This is a genomic window from Micrococcus lylae (assembly GCF_900163825.1).
GTDB classification, from domain to species: domain Bacteria; phylum Actinomycetota; class Actinomycetes; order Actinomycetales; family Micrococcaceae; genus Micrococcus; species Micrococcus lylae.
In genome coordinates this window covers 31,926-50,329 of record NZ_FUKP01000045.1, presented here as the reverse complement: position 1 = coordinate 50,329, position 18,404 = coordinate 31,926, and the positions used below count along the sequence as shown (strand labels likewise).

The following is an 18,404-nucleotide window of genomic DNA, read 5'->3' as shown; positions in this document are numbered from 1 at the left end:
GCGTGGAACGCGTCACATCTCCGTTAGTATGTGCAGTGACATCGCCGTCCGTCGACTGAGACAGGAGACACCGCCATGACCGCCATTCCCGAGGGCCTGAAGTACTCCGCCGAGCACGAGTGGATCGCCGAGGCCTCAGCCGCCGGCACCGTGCGCATCGGCATCACCGACTTCGCGCAGGACGCCCTGGGCGACGTCGTCTACGTCGACCTGCCGGAGGTCGGCTCGGACGTGGAGTCCGGGTCCGCCGTGGGGGAGGTCGAGTCCACCAAGTCCGTCTCGGACATCTTCGCCCCGGTGTCTGGCAAGGTCACCGCCGTCAACGAGGATCTCGACGGCGAGCCGGGCCTGGTCAACACCGCCCCGTACGAGGGCGGCTGGCTGTTCGAGGTCGAGCTGTCCGACGCGTCCGAGATGGACGCCCTCATGGACGCCGCCGCCTACACCGCACAGGTCGGCTGACGACGGCGACCACGTCATCCGCCGCAGGAAGCGGCCGTCCCGCCCCGAGCGACTCGGGGCCTTCATCAGGAGTCGAGACACACCATGCAGGAGCACCACTCTCCGGCCGGGGCCGGCCGCGAGCCTGAGGCCCACACCACGAGCATCAGCCTCCCGGACCTGGCTCCGGTGACCGATCACAGCCTGTCCGGTGAGGAGCGCGAGGCGATCGCCGCGCTGCCCATGGACTCGGCGCTGCTGGTCGCCCACGAGGGCCCGGACCACGGGGCACGCTTCCTGCTGGACGAAGACGTCGTGCGGGTCGGCCGCCATCCGGATGCCGACATCTTCCTGGACGACGTCACCGTGTCCCGACGCCACGCGGAGTTCCGCCGCTCCGAGCAGGGCTACGAGCTGGTGGACAGCAATTCGCTGAACGGCACGTTCGTGAACCAGGACCGTGTGGACCAGGTGCAGATGCGCACTGGCATGCAGGTCCAGATCGGCAAGTTCCGGATGACCTACTACACGGCCCCCGGCCGCGCCTGAGGCCACGGACGCCGTGCAGGCAGACGCCCCGCGCACGTCACGACGCCCCCGAGAGGACTCGGGGGCGTCGCCGTCCACGCTCACGATCGGCGAGGTGCTGACGGAGCTGCAGGACGAGTTCCCCCGGGTGGCGGCCTCCAAGCTGCGCTTCCTCGAGGAGCGCGGCCTGGTCCACCCGGCGCGCACCCCGGCCGGGTACCGCAAGTTCACGGCAGACGACGTGGCGCGGCTCCGCTTCGTCCTCACCGTCCAGAGGGACCAGTTCCTCCCGCTGAAGGTGATCCGCGAACACCTGGACGCCCTGGACCGGGGCGAGCGGCCGGAGCCGCTGCCCGGCGGGCACACCCTGGACGCCCGGCGAGCCGGCGCCACACCCTCCGAGCCGACCGCCCGCCGGCTCACCGGGGACGAGCTCTGCGCCGCCCATGGGCTGACCCCGGCCGCCCTGGCCGAGATGGAGCGGTACGCGCTGCTCCCGGCGCCGGATGCCGAGGGCCGCTACCCGGAGAACGCCTCGGACGTGGTGGCCGCCGTGGCCACCCTCGCCGAGCACGGCCTGGAACCGCGCCACCTCCGGCCCGTCCGTGGCGCCGCAGACCGCGAGCTCGGCCTCGTGCAGCAGGTCGTGGCCCCGCTGGCCACGCGCCGGGACGAGGACTCCCGCGCCCGCACCGCAGAGACGGCCCGCCGGCTCGGCGAGGCCATGCTCTCCCTGCACTCCGCGCTCGTGGAGGACGGGGTCTCCGCCCTCGCCGAGGGGCCGCGCCGATGAGTGCTCCCGACGACGTCCCCCTCACTGTCCTGGGAGTCCGGGTGGACCTGCCCGCCCAGAACCACGCCCTGCTGCTGCTCACTCCGGCGGGGGACCGGGTGGTCCCCGTGTGGGTGGGAGCCGCTGAGGCCACCGCGGTGGCGCTCGTCCTGGACGACGTCCCCCCGCCGCGTCCGCTCACCCACGACCTGTTGCTGTCCGCCGTGCGGGCACTGGGCGGCACCGTCTCCTGCGCCCGCCTCACCGGAACCGAGGGCGAAACCGTGCTCGGCGAGCTCGTGCTCGCCGACGGCACCGTGCTGGACGCGCGCCCCTCGGACGCCGTGGCCGTGGCGCTGCGGGCCGAGGCCCCCGTGCTCGCCCCGCCGGCCGTGGTCGAGGAGCTGGGCGTGCCCGCGCAGGAGCATGACACCGACGACCTGGAGTCCTTCCGCCGCTTCCTCGACGACGTGGACCCGGAGGACTTCGCCTGAGCCGAGCCCGTGTGCACAGGGCGGGGACGGCGGAGGCACGGGCCGTCGTCGTGCCCCTGCGGGCGGCCGCCGGCCGGCGACACGCCGGTTCGTGCGGGCGGCAGGTCTTTGACCGGGGACGCCCGGGACCGTACCTTCATGGAGAAGGGTTCCGCGCCGCCGGCGGCCCACCCTGTCCCTCCACGGTCACCGGAGGGCGGGGCCCGAGACGTCGGCACCCACTTCCCCCGAAGCGGAACCGAGACCAGGAGGGCTCACTCGTGACACCCCATGCAGGTTCTGGTCGGCCCGCACCGGTCGGCTCCCACCAAGGCATCCTCTTCACCGACGACATGCCGCAGCTGGACGAAGAGGCCGGCTACCGCGGCCCGACCGCGTGCAAGGCCGCCGGCATCACCTACCGGCAGCTCGACTACTGGGCGCGCACCGACCTCGTCGTGCCCACGGTGCGCACGGCCGCCGGCTCCGGCTCCCAACGCCTCTACTCGTTCCGCGACATCCTCGTGCTCAAGGTCGTCAAGCGGCTGCTGGACACCGGCGTCTCGCTGCAGCAGATCCGCACCGCCGTCGGCCACCTGCGCGAGCGCGGTGTGGAGGACCTCGCCCAGATCACCCTCATGAGCGACGGTGCCTCCGTGTACGAGTGCACCTCCGCCGACGAGGTCATCGACCTGGTCCAGGGCGGTCAGGGCGTCTTCGGCATCGCCGTGGGCCGGGTGTGGCGCGAGGTCGAGGGCACCCTCGCCGAGCTGCCCAGCGAGCACCTCCCGCAGGCCGAGCAGTTCCCCGGCGACGTGCTCTCCGCCCGCCGTCGCGCACGCCGCCAGCAGAGCGCCTCCTGACCCGCTGAGGCCGGGTGCGTCCGGCCCTGTCGGCCACGTCTCCGCGCGAACGTGACGGGGCAGTCTCATGCCCGCGTGAACCCAGCGAGACATGCAGATGCACGTCCAGATGTTGTGGCACACTGCCAGCATGAGCGACTCTGCCGAGAACACCTCCGGCCGCAACGACGCGGCCCCCACAGCCGACACCGCACCCGTCTTCTCGAAGGTCCTCGTCGCCAACCGCGGCGAGATCGCCGTCCGCGCCTTCCGCGCCTGCTACGAGCTGGGCGCCAAGACCGTGGGCGTCTTCCCCTACGAGGACCGCAACTCGATCCACCGTCAGAAGGCCGACGAGGCCTACCGCATCGGCGAGGAGGGCCACCCGGTCCGCGCCTACCTGGACGTGGACGAGATCATCCGCGTCGCCAAGGACGCCGGCGCAGAGGCCATCTACCCGGGCTACGGCTTCCTCTCCGAGAACGCGGACCTGGCCCGCGCCGCCGCGGACAACGGCATCACCTTCGTGGGCCCGCCGGCCGACGTGCTCGAGCTGACCGGCAACAAGGTGGAGGCACTGCGTGCCGCCAAGCGCGCCGGCATCCCGACCCTGGCCTCCTCGGAGCCCTCCGCGGACGTGGACTGGCTCCTGGAACAGGCCGAGGAGATCGGCTTCCCGATCTTCGTCAAGGCCGTGGCCGGCGGTGGCGGACGCGGCATGCGCCGCGTGGAGAGGCGCGAGGACCTCAAGGGGTCCCTCGAAGCCGCCATGCGTGAGGCCGACACCGCCTTCGGCGACCCCACCGTCTTCCTCGAGCAGGCCGTGCTCCGCCCGCGCCACATCGAGGTCCAGGTCCTCGCCGACGGCGCCGGCAACGTGGTCCACCTCTTCGAGCGCGACTGCTCCCTGCAGCGTCGCCACCAGAAGGTCGTGGAGATGGCCCCGGCCCCGCATCTGGACGAGGAGATCCGCGAGGCGCTCTACCGGGATGCCGTGGCCTTCGCCAAGGAGATGGGCTACGTCAACGCCGGCACCGTGGAGTTCCTCGTGGACACTGCGGGCGAGCGCGCCGGCCAGCACGTGTTCATCGAGATGAACCCGCGCATCCAGGTGGAGCACACCGTGACCGAGGAGGTCACCGACGTGGACCTGGTGGGCGCCCAGCTGCGCATCGCCGCCGGCGCCACCCTCCCGGAGCTCGGCATCACCCAGGAGTCCCTGCGCCTGCGCGGCTTCGCCATGCAGTGCCGCATCACCACCGAGGACCCGGCCAACGGCTTCCGCCCGGACACCGGGACCATCACCGCGTACCGCTCCGCCGGCGGCTCCGGCGTGCGCCTGGACGGCGGCACGATCTACGCCGGCGCCGAAGTCTCCCCGCACTTCGACTCCATGCTGGTGAAGCTCACCTGCCGCGGTCGCGACTACCTCACCGCCGTGCACCGTGCCCGCCGTGCGCTGGCGGAGTTCCGCATCCGCGGCGTGGCCACCAACATCCCGTTCCTGATGAACGTGCTGGACGACCCGCAGTTCCTCGCCGGCGACGTGGCCACGGACTTCATCGACACCCACCCGGAGCTGGTCCAGGTCAACCGGTCCCGGGACCGCGGCACCAAGGTGCTGCAGTACCTGGCCGACGTCACCGTGAACAGGCCCCACGGCGATCGCATCGACGGCATCGACCCGCGCGACCGCCTGCCGGCCCACCCGGGCGACAAGTCCCAGGAGCCGGACCGTTCGCCGTTCGACGGCCCGTCCCGCAACCCGGACGCCGTGCCGCCGACCGGCTGGCGCCAGGTGCTCCAGGAGAAGGGCCCCGAGGGCTTCGCCACGGCGCTGCGTGAGCAGACCGCGCTGGCCGTCACGGACACCACGTTCCGCGACGCCCACCAGTCCCTGCTGGCCACCCGCGTCCGCACCCGTGACCTGCTGGCCGCCGCGCCGGCGGTCGCCCACACCCTGCCGGGTCTGTTCTCCGTCGAGGCCTGGGGCGGCGCCACCTACGACGTGGCCCTGCGCTTCCTTTCCGAGGACCCGTGGAAGCGCCTCGAGCTGCTCCGCGCCGAGATGCCGAACATCCCGATCCAGATGCTGCTGCGCGGCCGCAACACCGTGGGCTACACCCCGTACCCGACCGAGGTGACCGACGCCTTCGTGGCCGAGGCCGCCGAAGCCGGCGTGGACATCTTCCGCATCTTCGACGCGCTGAACGACGTCTCGCAGATCACCCCGGCGATCGAGGCCGTCCGCGCCACCGGCACCGCCGTGGCCGAGGCCGCCCTCTGCTACACCGGAAACATGTCCGACCCGGACGAGAAGCTGTACACCCTCGACTACTACATGGGCCTGGCCCGCCAGATGGTCGACGCCGGTGCGCACATCCTCGCCATCAAGGACATGGCCGGCCTGCTGCGTCCGGCCGCCGCCCGCGAGCTCGTCACCGCCCTGCGCGCCGAGTTCGACCTGCCCGTGCACCTGCACACCCACGACACCGCCGGCGGCCAGCTGGCAACCCTCCTCGCCGCCGCCGAGGCCGGGGTGGACGCCGTGGACGTGGCGACCGCCTCCATGGCGGGCACCACCAGCCAGGTGCCGATGTCCGCCCTCGTCGCCGCGCTCGAGCACACCGAGCGGGACACCGGCCTCACCCTGGACGCCGCCGCGGCCATGGAGCCCTACTGGGAGTCCGTGCGCTCGATCTACGCGCCGTTCGAGGCCGGCCTCAAGGCCCCCACCGGCCGGGTGTACCAGCACGAGATCCCGGGCGGTCAGCTGTCCAACCTGCGCACGCAGGCGATCGCCCTCGGCCTGGGCGAGCGCTTCGAGCAGATCGAGTCCATGTACGCCGCCGCGGACGACATGCTCGGCCACCTGGTGAAGGTGACCCCGTCCTCCAAGGTCGTCGGCGACCTCGCCCTGCAGCTCGTGGGCCGGGACGTGGACCCGAAGGAGTTCGCCGAGCGCCCGCAGGACTTCGACATCCCGGACTCGGTGGTCGGCTTCCTCCGCGGCGAGCTGGGCGACCCGCCCGGCGGCTGGCCGGAGCCGTTCCGCACGAAGGCCCTGCAGGGCCGCCGTGAGGGCACCGGCATGACCGAGATCCCCGAGGAGGACAAGGCCGTGCTGGCCGAGTCCGGCGAGCAGCGCCGCGCCACGTTGAACCGCCTGCTCTTCCCGGCCCCGACCAAGGAGTACGAGGCCCACCGCGATGAGTTCGGTGACACCTCGACGCTGCACACCCGCGACTTCCTCTACGGCCTCGTGCCGGGCCGCGAGCACGTCATCTCCCTGGGCCGCGGCGTCCGCCTCCTGGCGGTCCTGCAGTCCGTGTCCGAGCCGGACGAGAAGGGCATGCGCACCGTCATGCTCACCCTCAACGGCCAGATGCGCCACGTGATGGTCCGCGACCGCTCGGTGGAGTCCTCCGTCCGCACCGCGGAGAAGGCCGACTCGTCCGTGGCCGGCCAGATCCCGGCACCGTTCGCCGGCTCTGTGACCGTCCAGGTCGCCGAGGGCGACACGGTGGAGGCCGGCGACCCGGTCGCCACCATCGAGGCGATGAAGATGGAGGCGGCGATCACCACGCCCGTGGGCGGCACCGTCAAGCGAGTCGTCCTCGAGGGCGTCACCCCGGTCAACGGCGGCGACCTCATCGTGGTCATCGACGAGGCCTGACCTTCCCTGCCCCGCGCAGGGGCGCAGCGTCCGCTGGGGCGGGCACCGCAGCTGCGGTGCCCGCCCCAGCGCTGCGTCCGGCCTATGCTGGCTGGCATGTCGACCAGCACCTCCACCTTCGACCACCCCGGGACTGCGGCCGCCGAGCACTTCGACCTGATCATCATCGGCTCCGGCTCCGGCAACTTCCTGATCAGCGAGGCCTGGGAGGGCCGCCGGGTCGCCGTCGTGGACGGTGGGACCTTCGGCGGCACCTGCCTCAACGTGGGCTGCATCCCCACGAAGATGTACGCCTACCCCGCCTCGCTGGGCGGCTCCGAGCAGGAGGCGGCCCGGGTGAACGTGGACCTGCGCCGCGAGGGTGTGGACTTCCCGGCGCTGCGGGACCGCATCTTCGGCCGCATCGACGCCATCAGCGACAGCGGGCTGCGGTACCGTCGCGACGAGCTGGACTACACCACCGTGGTCGAGGAACGTGTGCGCTTCACCGGCCCCAAGCAGCTCACCACGGATTCCGGGCGGGTGCTCACCGCGGACCAGATCGTGGTGGCCGCCGGCTCCCGGCCGTCGCTGCCGGACATTCCCGGCGTGGACCTGCCCGCCGTGCACACCTCGGACACCGTCATGCGACTGCCTGAGCTGCCGCGCCGCGTGGTGGTGGTCGGCGGAGGGTTCATCGCCGTGGAGTTCGCCGCCGTGTTCGACGGCCTCGGCTCCGAGGTGGTCGAGGTGATCCGCGGCGAACGGCTGCTGACCTCCCACGACGACTCCGTCTCCGCCCGCTTCACCGAGATCGCCTCCCGCACATGGGACGTGCGCACCGGCTGGGAGCCGCGAAAGATCGTCCCCGGGCACGACGACGGCCCCGTCACCGTCCGCTTCGCCCGCAGCTGGCGCGGTGCCGCGCAGGAGGGCACGGCCGCCGGGACGGGGGAGCAGGCCGCCGGGACGGCCGAGGCGTTCCTCGAGCTCGAGGCCGACGTGGTGCTCATGGCGACCGGCCGTACCCCGAACGTGGACACCCTGGACGTGGCGGCGGCCGGCCTGGACGTCACCCACCGCGGCGTCCTCGCCGTGGACGCCTACCAGCGGCTGCTCTGTGGCGGAGAGCCGGTCGAGGGGATGTGGGGCCTGGGAGACGTGGCCAACTCCTGGCAGCTCAAGCACGTGGCGAACCATGAGGCGCGCGTGGTGGCGCACAACCTGGTGCATCCGGAGGATCTGCGCGAGAACCGCCTGGCCCCGGTGCCGTCCGCCGTGTTCTCCCGCCCGCAGGTGGCCTCCGCCGGACTGACCGAGCAGCAGGCGGTGGACCAGATCGGCGCCGAGAACGTGACGGTGAAGGAGCAGGAGTTCGGCGATGTCGCCTACGGCTGGGCGATGAACGACGCCGTCGGCCTGTGCAAGCTGGTCGCGGACCGCCGCACCGGGCGACTCCTGGGCGCGCACCTGGTGGGCCACGAGGCGGCGAACCTCCTCCAGCCGCTGGTGCAGGCCATGTCCTTCGGCCTGGACGCGCACACCATGGCCCGCGGTCAGTACTGGATCCATCCGGCCCTGTCCGAGGTGGTGGAGAACGCCCTGCTCGGCCTCGACGTCCCGGACTCCGGCCTGCTCTGAGCCGGACGCACGCGGGCCCCGGACCTGGGGTGGTCCGGGGCCCGCAGGCGCCTGCGGCGGCCGGTGCCGCCGGCGCGGATCAGCCGCCGTTGTAGATCGAGTCGATCTCCGTCTGGAAGTCCTTCATGATCGCTGCGCGCCGCATCTTCAGGGACGGGGTCATGTGGCCGTCCTCGAGGGTGAAGTCGCGGTCGAGGATGCGGAACTCGCGGATCGACTCGGCGCGGGACACGGTCTGGTTGGTGCGCTCGACGATCTCGGCGATGTGGGCGCGGACCTTCTCGTTCTTCGCGGCCTCCGGCACGGACATGCCCGAGTCCAGGCCGTGGGCGGAGAGCCACCCGGGGAGGGTGTCCGCGTCGAGCGTGACGACCGCGGCGACGAACGGCTTGCCGTCGCCCACGACCATGACCTGGGAGACCACCGCGTCGGAGCGGATGAGGTCCTCCATCTGCGCCGGGGCGACGTTCTTGCCACCGGCGGTCACGAGGAGCTCCTTCTTGCGGCCGGTGATCTTGAGGAATCCGTCCTCGTCCAGGGAGCCGAGGTCTCCGGTGCGGAACCAGCCCTCGTCGTCGAAGGCCTCGGCGTTGGCGTCGTCGCGCTGGTGGTACCCGGCCATCACGCAGACGCCCTTGGCGAGGATCTCGCCGTCCTCGGCGATCTTCACCGCGTTGCCGCCCAGGGGCAGGCCCACGGTGCCGATCTTCAGGTCGTCCGGGGTGTTCACGGTGATCGGCGCGGTGGTCTCGGTCAGGCCGTAGCCCTCGAGGACGGTCAGGCCGATGCCGCGGAAGAAGTGGGCCAGCTCGGTGGACAGCGGGCCGCCGCCGGAGACGGCGTACTGCAGCTCGCCGCCCATGGCTGCGCGGATCTTGCCGTAGAGCAGCCTGGAGAACAGGGCGCGCTTGGCCTTGAGGGCCAGCGGCACCTTCCCGGTGTCCAGGGCCTTGGAGTAGGCGATCGCGACCTGTGCGCCCTTCTCGAAGATCTCGCCCTTGCCGCCGTCCTGGGCCTTGAGCAGGGCGGCGTTGTAGACCTTCTCGAACACGCGGGGGACGGCCAGGAGGAACGAGGGTTTGAAGGACTGCAGGGCCGTGGTGAGCTTGGTGAGGTCCGAGGTGTGGCCGCAGCGGGCGCCGGCGGCGACCGTCAGCACGGACACGAAGCGGGCGAACACGTGCGCCAGCGGGATGAAGAGCACGGTGGACTCGCGCTCGTTCACGATGTCCCCGAGCGAGCTCTCGAGGGCCTGGTGGCACAGCTCGGCGAAGTTGCCGTGGGTGAGCAGGCAGCCCTTGGGCTTGCCGGTGGTGCCAGAGGTGTAGATGATCGTCGCGGGGTCCTCGAGCCCGGCGTGCGAGCGGCGGGCCTCGACGTCCTCGTCGGCGACGTCGCGGCCGGCCGCGGCGAGCTCGTCCAGGCCGGTGCCCGGCAGGCCGGAGTCCGGATCGATGACCCACAGGCCCTTGAGCTCGGGCAGGGACTCGCGGTGCACGGCGTCGGTGACCGTCTTGCGCCGGTCGGCGTTCTCCACCACGACCGCCTTGATCGCGGCGTCCTCGACGATCCAGGCGGCCTGGGAGGCCGAGGAGGTCTCATAGATCGGCACGGTCACGGCGCCGGCGTACCAGATGGCGAAGTCGACGAGGGTCCACTCGTAGCGGGTGGCGGCCATGAGGCCGACGCGGTCGCCCTGGCCGATGCCGGAGGCGATGAGGCCCTTGGCCAGCTCGACGGCGCGGTCACGGAACTCCTTGGCGGTGACGTCGCGCCACGCGGTCTCGCCCACCGGCACCGAGAAGAGGATGCCGTGGCTGCGCTCGCGCACCTGGCGCTCGAGCAGGTCCGTGATGTTGGACTCGGCGGGCAGCGCCGGTGCGGGCGGGGTGCTGATCTGCTGCATAGAGGCTCCTGGTGCACGTGAGGGGACCAGATCCGCCGCCGAGTCCGTGGCGGGGATCACATTGCTGAAGTCTACGATACCCGCAGTCTCGGATTTTTCCGTATCCGTCCAGGCGGCAGCGTGGTGGTCGGGTCCGGGCCCGGGAGGGCAGGTGCCCGACGGTCAGATCTGGGCCCCGCGGTCGAGGCGGTCTCCGCGGCCGTCGCCGCGTCGGGGCAGCTGCAGGAACAGGCCCACGCCGCCGCCGGCGGCGACCAGGACGAGGGCGAACAGCGCCCAGCCGGGCAGGGACACCACCGGCAGGACCGCCAGGATCAGGAGGGCGAGGATCGGCAGCAGCAGGGCGCTTGCGGCGAGCACGAGGGAGGGGCGCCCGCTGAGCACCGGCGGCGGCTCCGGCGGCACGAACTCGCCGGGCAGCTCCTCGTCCTCGTCGGGCTCGGGGTGCAGCACCGGCCACGGCGCAGCCGGCGCGGGAGGCTCGTGCGGCGGCGCGGGACGGCCGCCCTCGGCTGAGGTCCGACGCCCCTCCTCGGCCGGCGGGGCCGCGGGCATGTCCGGGCGGAGGCGGGCGACGATGTCGTCCCACACCTGGTCGTCCGAGGGGTGACGGCGCTCGGGGCCCTCGTGGTCCTCGGGGCCGTCCGGGAAGCGGTCCGGCGTCATCGGCGGGCCGCCTTCCGGCACACGCTGTCCACGAAGGCGGCGCTGTGCTCCACGATCAGCGGCAGGTCGCGGTCCATGGTGGCCACGTGGTAGCTGCGCTCCAGGCGCACCTGCTCGAAGGCGGCCGCACGCAGCCCGGCCCGCAGACGGTCCTGGGAGGACGGCGGCACCACATGGTCCTGCGGGGACCAGTACGAGACGACGTCTGCGGTGATCCGGGGCAGCCCGCGGACTGCGGCTCGCTGGATGCGGCCGAGCGCGGCGACGCCGCCGACCGGGGTGCGCTCGTACGCGTGCTCGCTGACCGGGGCCGCGACGTCGTCGGCCACCGGGGCCGTGGACGCGACCACCCAGCGCAGCAGGGGAGCGGCATGGGCGAGCGGCTGTCCGAAGGACAGGGCCGGGTTCACCACGGCCACCCCCGCCACCGGGCGGTGTGCCGCCGCGTCCAGGGCGAGCGCCCCGCCCATGGACAGGCCGGCCACCACCACGTGGCGGTGCTCGGTCAGGGCGCGGTCCACGTGTGCGCGCACGGCGCTGCGCAGGTCATCGGCGCTGACCCTGTTGAGGTCCTGCCAACAGGTGCCGTGTCCCGGCAGCAGCGGCACGATCACCCTGCTGCCGCGTTCGGCCAGGGCGTGGGCCCAGTCCTTGACCGAGTGCGGGCCGGAGGTGAAGCCGTGCACCATCACGACGGCGCGGTCGCCGGCGCCGCGTGCCGGCGGCAGGTCCAGCGGGCGATGAACAGGGTCGACCGGGACGGTCCCGGCCGCAGTCGGCGGCACAGGGCAGGTGCGTCGCGTGTGGGGCATGGCCACCACCCTAGCGGCGCCGCTCGGACTACGATGGAGCCACAGCACCGTCCGTCCGCCGTCCCAGGAGAGGCATGTCCACCTTCTACCGGTCCGCCCGCACGTTCGTGGTCCGCCCCGTGGTGAGGGCGCTGTTCAACCCCTGGGTGAAGGGCCGTGCCCATGTGCCCGAGACCGGCGGGGCGATCCTCGCCAGCAACCACCTCTCCGTCTCGGACTCCGTGTTCATGCCGGCGAGCCTGGACCGCCAGGTCCACTTCCTCGCCAAGATGGAGTACTTCACCGGCACCGGCCTCAAGGGCTGGATCACCAGGAAGTTCTTCGTGGCGATCAACCAGCTGCCGATGGACCGCTCCGGTGGCGCCGCCTCCCTGCGCTCCCTGCAGGCGGGCCTGGAGGCCCTCCAGGAGGGCAAGCTGCTCGGCATCTACCCGGAGGGCACCCGAAGCCCCGACGGTCGCCTGCACCGCGGCAAGATCGGCGTGGCCAAGCTCGCGCTCGCCGCGGACGTGCCGGTGGTGCCGATCGCCATGATCGGCACGGACAAGGTCCAGCCCATCGGCCAGTCGCTCCCGCGTCCGGGCCGCGTGGGGGTCATCATCTTCGGCGAGCCGCTCACGTTCTCCCACCTGAAGGACCGCAAGGACGAGATCGCCGTCCTGCGCCAGGTGACCGACGAGATCATGGAGGCCATCCGCCGCCTCTCCGGCCAGGAGTACGTGGACGTCTACGCGGCGGACGTGAAGTCCGGCCACGTCCAGGCCCCGCCGCACGCTGCGCGCACCTGACCTCGCCCCGTCTGTCGGGCCGGTCGCCGGCGGCGGGCTGCCGCATGCACGTCCCACGACGACGGCCGCCCGCTTCGGTCTGCCGTCGCGCCTGCGGCGTCCGCCCGCTCCCGTGAAGAGGCGCTCTGTGAGACGTGCATGTCCACATGTCGGCCACCGGCCGTGTGCTCGCCCCTGGCCGAGGATCGCGCACCTAGGGTGGAGCGCATGACTGCACACTCCCGCGACGAGATCCTGGCCTTCGGCACCGCCACCTCCGAGGGTGCCGCCACCACTGCCGGCCTGGACCACTGGCGCAGCCTGCCCATCAGCCAGGCGCCGCAGTGGGCGGACCAGGAGGACTATGAGGCCGCCGTCGCCGAGCTGAGCCAGGTGCCGCCGCTCGTGTTCGCCGGCGAGGTGGACGTGCTGCGCACCCGGCTGGCGGAAGCCGCCCGCGGCGAGGCCTTCGTCCTGCAGGGAGGCGACTGCGCCGAGACCTTCGCCGGATCCACCGCGAACCGCATCAGCGCCCGGGTGAAGACGATCCTGCAGATGGCGGCCGTGCTCACCTACGGCGCGTCGGTGCCCGTGGTGAAGATGGGTCGCATCGCCGGACAGTTCGCCAAGCCCCGCTCCTCGGACACCGAGACCCGTGACGGGGTGACCCTGCCGTCCTTCCGAGGGGAGATCGTCAACGGCTACGAGTTCACGGAGGAGGCGCGCCGGCACGACGCCCGCCGCATGGTGCAGGCGTACCACACCTCCGCCTCCACCCTGAACCTGGTTCGTGCCTTCACCCAGGGAGGCTTCGCCGACCTGCGCAGCGTCCACGCCTGGAACCAGGGCTTCCTCGCCAACCCGGCATACGCGAAGTACGAGGAGATGGCCGCCGAGATCGACCGCGCGGTCCGCTTCATGGGGGCGGCCGGCGTGGACTTCGAGGCGATGCGCCGCACCGAGTTCTACTCCGCCCACGAGGCGCTGCTGCTCGACTACGAGCGCGCCCTCACCCGTGAGGACTCGCGTACCGGGGACCCCTACGCCACCTCTGCGCACTTCCTCTGGATCGGTGAGCGCACCCGCCAGGTGGACGGGGCCCATGTGGACTTCCTCTCCCGCGTGCGCAACCCGATCGGCGTCAAGCTGGGCCCGTCCACGAAGGTCGACGACGTGCTGGCCCTGGCAGAGAAGATCGACCCGACGCGCGAGCCGGGCCGCCTGACCTTCATCACCCGCATGGGCGCCGGCGTCATCCGCGACGTCCTGCCGGACATCGTCTCCGGGGTGAAGGATGCGGGCCTGGAGCCGGTCTGGGTCACCGACCCGATGCACGGCAACACCGTCACGGCGAAGAACGGCTACAAGACGCGCCGCTTCGAGGACGTCATGGACGAGGTCGCCGGATTCTTCGACGTGCACCGCGAGCTCGGAACCCACCCGGGCGGCATGCACGTCGAGCTCACCGGAGACGACGTGGCCGAGTGCCTCGGCGGCGCCAACCTCGTGGACGAGTCCGCCTTCGAGGAGCACTACGAGTCACTCTGCGACCCTCGGCTGAACCACGAGCAGTCCCTCGAGATGGCCTTCCTGGTCACGGAGGCACTGACGCACCCGGACCGCCGCGCCTGAGGGCACGGGGGCCGCACGCAGGACGGGGCCGGACCCTCCACCGCGGAGGATCCGGCCCCGTCAGCCCTCAGAAAGCACGGGCGCGGAAGATCGAGCCCTCATCGAGCCGGGCGCCGCCGCGGGGCTGCTGCTCCGCGATGCGCGGTTCGCGCAGACCGAAGATGCCGCCGCCCGGGGTGGTCTCGACCTCCAGCCGCAGACCGGCCTCGGCGGCCCGGTCCCGGGCCTGTTGGACGGTCAGACCGGACACGTCCGGCACCGCGACTCGGCGGGGTCCCTCGGAGACGGTCAGGCGCACCAGAGCGTTGCGGCTCGTGGTCGAGCCCGGCGCGGGCACCTGGGAGATGACCTGGCCCTCGGGGACGTCGGGATCGTGGCGCGTGTGCTCGACCTTGACGAGCAGGCCGGCGTCCTGGGCGGCCAGGCGGGCGTCGGCGGCGTCGCGGCCCACGAGGTCCGGGGCCAGCACAGGGGCCGGGCCGGAGGAGACGGTGAGCTCGATCCGGTCCCCGGTGCGCACCTCGGTGCCGGCCGCCGGAGCGGAGGCCACCACGGCGCCGGCGGAGTAGACCTCGTCGTGTCTGCTGGAGACGTCGACCTGCAGACCTGCCTCGTGCAGGCGCGCCACGGCGGTCTCACGATCCGTGCCGCCGAGGTCCGGAACCGTGGAGGACGCCCCGGAGAACGGGACGTTGCCGGCGCCGAGCGTCCAGCCCAGCAGCAGGGCCATGCCGGTGAGCAGCAGGGTCACCGCGATGCCGGTGGCCAGGGTGCGCCCGTTGCCCTGCCCGACGTCCAGGGTCGGGCGCTGGGCGGCGCGGCGGCGCTGACGCTTCGAGACCGGGCGGGGGCCTGGAGCGGCGGAGCCTGCCGGGGGTCCGGAGGGCCGGTCCGCCGAGAGGCGGCCCGCCGATCCACGGTCCAGCACCCGGGTCTGGTCCGAGGAGGCGGTCGGGCCGGGTGCGGCCGCAGGGGTGTCCGGGGCGCGGTCCGGGACGTCACGACCGTCCGGCTGCGGCTCCGTGCGGTGGTCGCCGTGCCGGCCCCGGCCCGCGGGGGAGGCGACGTCCCCCGTGCCGGGTGAGGGACCGTCGTCGGGAACGGACGGATACGGCACCACGGAGGTGGGCTGGTGCCCGGCTCCGCCCGGCTCGATGACGACGGCGGCGTTCTCGAGGCTCTCCTCCTCGGCCGCCGTCGAGTGCGGCTCGCGGTCCAGCAGGGAGTCCGGGGTGGAGGAGAGCAGGCGGCGCACCTCGGCGGCCACCTCGGCCGCGTCCTCGGGGCGGTCTGCAGGGACGGGCTCGGTGCACCACAGCACCAGGTCGCTCACCGCGTCCGGCACCTCCGGCACCAGGACGGTCGGCGCCGGCACCCGGCTGCGGATGTGCTCGTAGGCCACCTGCACCGGGCTGTCCGCGGTGTACGGCTGACGGCCGGTGAGCAGCTCGAAGAGCATGATGCCGGCCGCGTAGACGTCCGAACGCGTGTCCGCCTCCTCGCCGGAGACGAGCTCGGGCGAGAGGTAGGCGACCGTGCCCACCAGGGCCTTGCCGCCCGAGGTGTGGGACGTGGTGGCACGGGAGAGGCCGAAGTCGGCGACGCGGATGCGGCCGTCCTCTCCGACGAGCACGTTCTCCGGCTTCACGTCCCGGTGCATCAGCCCGGCCTCGTGCGCGGCGGCGAGGCCGTCCAGCACCGGAAGGAGCAGGGTCAGCGCGCGGCGGGAGGTCAGCGGGGCCTCGTCCCGGACGATCCGACGCAGCGTGCAGCCGGGGACGTACTCCATGACCAGATAGGCGACGACCTCGCCGTCCGGGCCGTCCGCATGTCCCTGGTCCAGCACCCCCACCACATGCGGATGCGCCAGCCGGGCGGCCGTCTTGGCCTCGCCCTCGAAGCGCGCGACGAGGGCGGGGTCCTCCGCCAGGTGCGGGAGCATCGCCTTCACGGCGACCTGCCGGTCCAGGCGCGTGTCCAGGGCCAGGTACACGGTGGACATGCCGCCTCGGGCCAGGCGCGCACGGATGAGGTAGCGGCCGTCGAGGGTCGCTCCCACCAGCGGGTCCGTGCGCGGGGACGTCATTGCTCCAGGGTAGATCACGCCCCGGAAAGGACACGGGCGGAGAGGGTCAGAACATGGCCATCGCTGCCTTCACGCGGGCCACGTAGGCGGCGGTGTCGGGCTTCAGGCCGTGGCGCATCACGCTGCCGTGCCCCTGGTAGTAGGCGCCGATGCCCAAGTCACGGGTGGGAGTGTTCTCCTGCATGTAGCGGATGATGGCGACGCCCGCGGTCACGTTGTCCTGCGGATCCAGCAGGTTCAGCTCCCGGCCCACCAGCTGGGACGCGAACTCGCCGGCCACCGGGATGACCTGCATGGTGCCGATCGCGTTCGCGGGGGAGACGGAGCGGTGCTGGAAGTGGGACTCGGTGTACGCGTGCGCCAGGGCCAGGCGCGGGTCCACGCCCATGCTGCGGGCGGTCTCGCGGATCAACTGCTGCGTCTCGGCCGGCGACGGGGCCGGCGCGGCCTGCAGGCGGGCGTAGTTCTCGTTCGCCGAGGCGGTCACGTGCTCCGGGTAGGTGTAGTGGAGGAACGTGTTGCCGATCGGGCGGTGCTGCGGGGCCGGGGCGGAGGACTTCGGGCTGCCGTCGTCTACGACCAGCACGTCGCCGACGTACATCGGCGAGTCCACGCTCAGGCCGTTCAGGTCGCGCAGCCTCTTCACGGAGATGCCGAACTTCTGGGCCACCCGCCACGGGGAGTCGCCGGCGACGACGGTGTACCGGACGGCTTCCCCGGAGGTCGAGCCGGTGCGCTCGAGCGCAGTGGACCGGCCTGCGGACCGCGTCGGGGCCGGGTCGGCCTGCTCAGCAGGTGCGGAGGAGGCCGCACCGGGGACCTTCAGCACCATGCCCGGATGGAGCGTGGTGGTGGCGGACATGCCGTTGGCCTTCTGGAGCGCCGCCATGGTGCTGCCGGTGCGCTGGGCGATGATCCACCAGCCGTCGTTGCGGCGGACGGTGTAGGTGGAGGCGGCCTGGCCGGAACGCTTCGAGGAGGTCGGAGCCTTGCGCTCGCCGGAGGACGTCGGCGCTGCGGTGCCGGTGGGCAGGGTGATCTTCTGGCCGGCGTAGATGACCGTGCTGTGGTCCATGCCGTTGAGGCGGAACACCTCCTTGAGCGGCACCCTGTGGGCCCAGGCGATCTCGGAGAGCGTGTCGCCGCGCCGGACGGTGTAGGTGCTGGTGGCGGGCGCGACGGTGCCGTCGGAGCCGGAGCCGGAGCCGGAGCCCGTGGGCCGCTGCTCGGCCGGGCGTGTGGCCTCCTCGGCCTGGGCCGCCGGAGCGGTGCCGAGGAGCATCAGAGGGAGCACGGAGGTGGTCAGGGCCGAGCGGACGAGACGCTGACCGGAAGCGCGCGGCGCGGGGGCCGTCTGCTGCTGGGAAGCGGACATGGAACGGGTACCTCACGAGGAGTCGTCGACGGTGATGACAAGCCGCGGCGGCCACCCGCCGCGTGATCACACAACGATCTCGTCAACAGCGGCGTGTCGCGTTGACGAGATCGTTCTGTGACCTTCGTGAGCCTAGTGCGGGGAGGGGGTGAGGGCCAGCCGGGACCAATGAATGCGCTGTGAGTACGGGGCGATGCAGGTCAGTGCGGCGTGTCGCGCGCGGGACAGGTTGTCACGTGGGGAAAGGCGCGGGCCGTGCCGGTCGTGATGTCACCGTGACCGCACCCGTGAGGGAACGACCAGTCCGCCGGGGAACTATCGTGGAGCCGTGAACACCAGCGACGCCTCCGATCAGATCCCCGCCGACCTCGACGCCCTCGTGGGCCAGTGGCTGACCCTTCCCGAGGTCGCCGACCGCCTGGACGTCGTCGTCTCCCGTGTCCACAACCTCGTGAAGGACCGGAGGCTCGTGGCCGTCCGCCGCGGCGAGCGCGCCGTGCGCAGCGTCCCGGCCCTGTTCCTCTCCGCGACCGGGGTCGTCGAGCCCGTGCACGGCACGCTGGTCCTCCTCAACGACGCCGGCTTCTCCGACGAGGAGGCCCTGCGCTGGCTCTTCACCGAGGACGAGTCCCTGCCGGGGCGTCCGATCGACGCACTGCGCGACGGCCGCAAGACGGAGGTCCGCCGCCGCGCCCAGCCCCTCGCCTGGTGAGCCCGGCCCGGCGCTCGCCGGAGGCCTCCCGACGACGTCCCCTCGCCTGACACGGCCCGGTCCGCCCGGGTCGGGGCGGACCGGGCCGTGTCCCGG

The 18,404-nt window shown here is 72.5% G+C and carries 15 protein-coding genes; 10 read left to right on the top strand and 5 right to left on the bottom strand.

Features of this window, described 5'->3' with window-relative positions:
- The first annotated feature begins 75 nt into the window (after positions 1–75).
- The 7 genes from gcvH to FM125_RS06820 all read left to right on the top strand — a co-directional run bounded on the left by gcvH (position 76) and on the right by FM125_RS06820 (position 8,352).
- A complete protein-coding gene (gcvH, locus tag FM125_RS06850; protein WP_067188719.1) occupies positions 76–462 on the top strand; it encodes a glycine cleavage system protein GcvH in 387 nt (128 codons plus the stop codon).
- A gap of 84 nt (positions 463–546) precedes the next feature.
- Positions 547–990 carry an FHA domain-containing protein gene (locus FM125_RS06845; RefSeq protein WP_067188717.1) on the top strand — a complete coding sequence of 148 codons (444 nt, stop codon included), beginning with the start codon at positions 547–549 and terminating at the stop codon, positions 988–990.
- A 13-nt stretch (positions 991–1,003) separates the two neighbouring features.
- Positions 1,004–1,762 (top strand): transcriptional regulator FtsR, encoded by a 759-nt coding sequence (gene ftsR, locus FM125_RS06840; RefSeq protein WP_087134081.1) that lies wholly within the window; start codon positions 1,004–1,006, stop codon positions 1,760–1,762.
- Positions 1,759–2,235 (top strand): bifunctional nuclease family protein, encoded by a 477-nt coding sequence (locus FM125_RS06835; RefSeq protein WP_067188715.1) that lies wholly within the window; start codon positions 1,759–1,761, stop codon positions 2,233–2,235. Before ftsR ends, FM125_RS06835 begins: the two co-directional genes overlap by 4 nt.
- Before the next feature lie 260 nt (positions 2,236–2,495).
- Positions 2,496–3,077 carry a MerR family transcriptional regulator gene (locus FM125_RS06830; RefSeq protein WP_281251972.1) on the top strand — a complete coding sequence of 194 codons (582 nt, stop codon included), beginning with the start codon at positions 2,496–2,498 and terminating at the stop codon, positions 3,075–3,077.
- Positions 3,078–3,207: 130 nt separating this feature from the next.
- Positions 3,208–6,732, top strand: a complete 3,525-nt coding sequence (locus FM125_RS06825; RefSeq protein ID WP_087134097.1) for a pyruvate carboxylase — start codon at positions 3,208–3,210, stop codon at positions 6,730–6,732.
- Between the two features lie 96 nt (positions 6,733–6,828).
- Positions 6,829–8,352, top strand: a complete 1,524-nt coding sequence (locus FM125_RS06820) for a mycothione reductase (RefSeq protein WP_087134096.1) — start codon at positions 6,829–6,831, stop codon at positions 8,350–8,352.
- 79 nt (positions 8,353–8,431) lie between these two features.
- Here FM125_RS06820 and FM125_RS06815 read toward each other — a convergent pair whose 3' ends face one another.
- The 3 genes from FM125_RS06815 to FM125_RS06805 all read right to left on the bottom strand — a co-directional run bounded on the left by FM125_RS06815 (position 8,432) and on the right by FM125_RS06805 (position 11,736).
- Complete coding sequence (locus FM125_RS06815; RefSeq protein WP_087134079.1) at positions 8,432–10,258, bottom strand: AMP-dependent synthetase/ligase; 1,827 nt, start codon at positions 10,256–10,258, stop codon at positions 8,432–8,434.
- A 162-nt stretch (positions 10,259–10,420) separates the two neighbouring features.
- On the bottom strand, positions 10,421–10,924 hold the full coding sequence (locus FM125_RS06810) for a hypothetical protein (RefSeq protein WP_143745266.1): 504 nt from the start codon (positions 10,922–10,924) through the stop codon (positions 10,421–10,423).
- Complete coding sequence (locus FM125_RS06805; protein WP_083315307.1) at positions 10,921–11,736, bottom strand: alpha/beta hydrolase; 816 nt, start codon at positions 11,734–11,736, stop codon at positions 10,921–10,923. The genes FM125_RS06810 and FM125_RS06805 overlap by 4 nt, the downstream gene beginning before the upstream one ends.
- Before the next feature lie 74 nt (positions 11,737–11,810).
- On the opposite strand from FM125_RS06805, the gene FM125_RS06800 reads away from it, so the two are divergent.
- On the top strand, positions 11,811–12,524 hold the full coding sequence (locus FM125_RS06800) for a lysophospholipid acyltransferase family protein (protein ID WP_087134077.1): 714 nt from the start codon (positions 11,811–11,813) through the stop codon (positions 12,522–12,524).
- 207 nt (positions 12,525–12,731) lie between these two features.
- Positions 12,732–14,135 (top strand): class II 3-deoxy-7-phosphoheptulonate synthase, encoded by a 1,404-nt coding sequence (locus tag FM125_RS06795; protein ID WP_087134076.1) that lies wholly within the window; start codon positions 12,732–12,734, stop codon positions 14,133–14,135.
- Between the two features lie 67 nt (positions 14,136–14,202).
- Here FM125_RS06795 and FM125_RS06790 read toward each other — a convergent pair whose 3' ends face one another.
- Complete coding sequence (locus FM125_RS06790; protein WP_087134075.1) at positions 14,203–16,221, bottom strand: protein kinase domain-containing protein; 2,019 nt, start codon at positions 16,219–16,221, stop codon at positions 14,203–14,205.
- 46 nt (positions 16,222–16,267) lie between these two features.
- A complete protein-coding gene (locus tag FM125_RS06785) occupies positions 16,268–17,596 on the bottom strand; it encodes a LysM peptidoglycan-binding domain-containing protein (RefSeq protein ID WP_087134074.1) in 1,329 nt (442 codons plus the stop codon).
- Positions 17,597–17,924: 328 nt separating this feature from the next.
- Here FM125_RS06785 and FM125_RS06780 point away from each other — a divergent pair, with 328 nt between their 5' ends.
- Complete coding sequence (locus FM125_RS06780; RefSeq protein ID WP_087134073.1) at positions 17,925–18,308, top strand: Rv2175c family DNA-binding protein; 384 nt, start codon at positions 17,925–17,927, stop codon at positions 18,306–18,308.
- Positions 18,309–18,404: the final 96 nt, after the last annotated feature.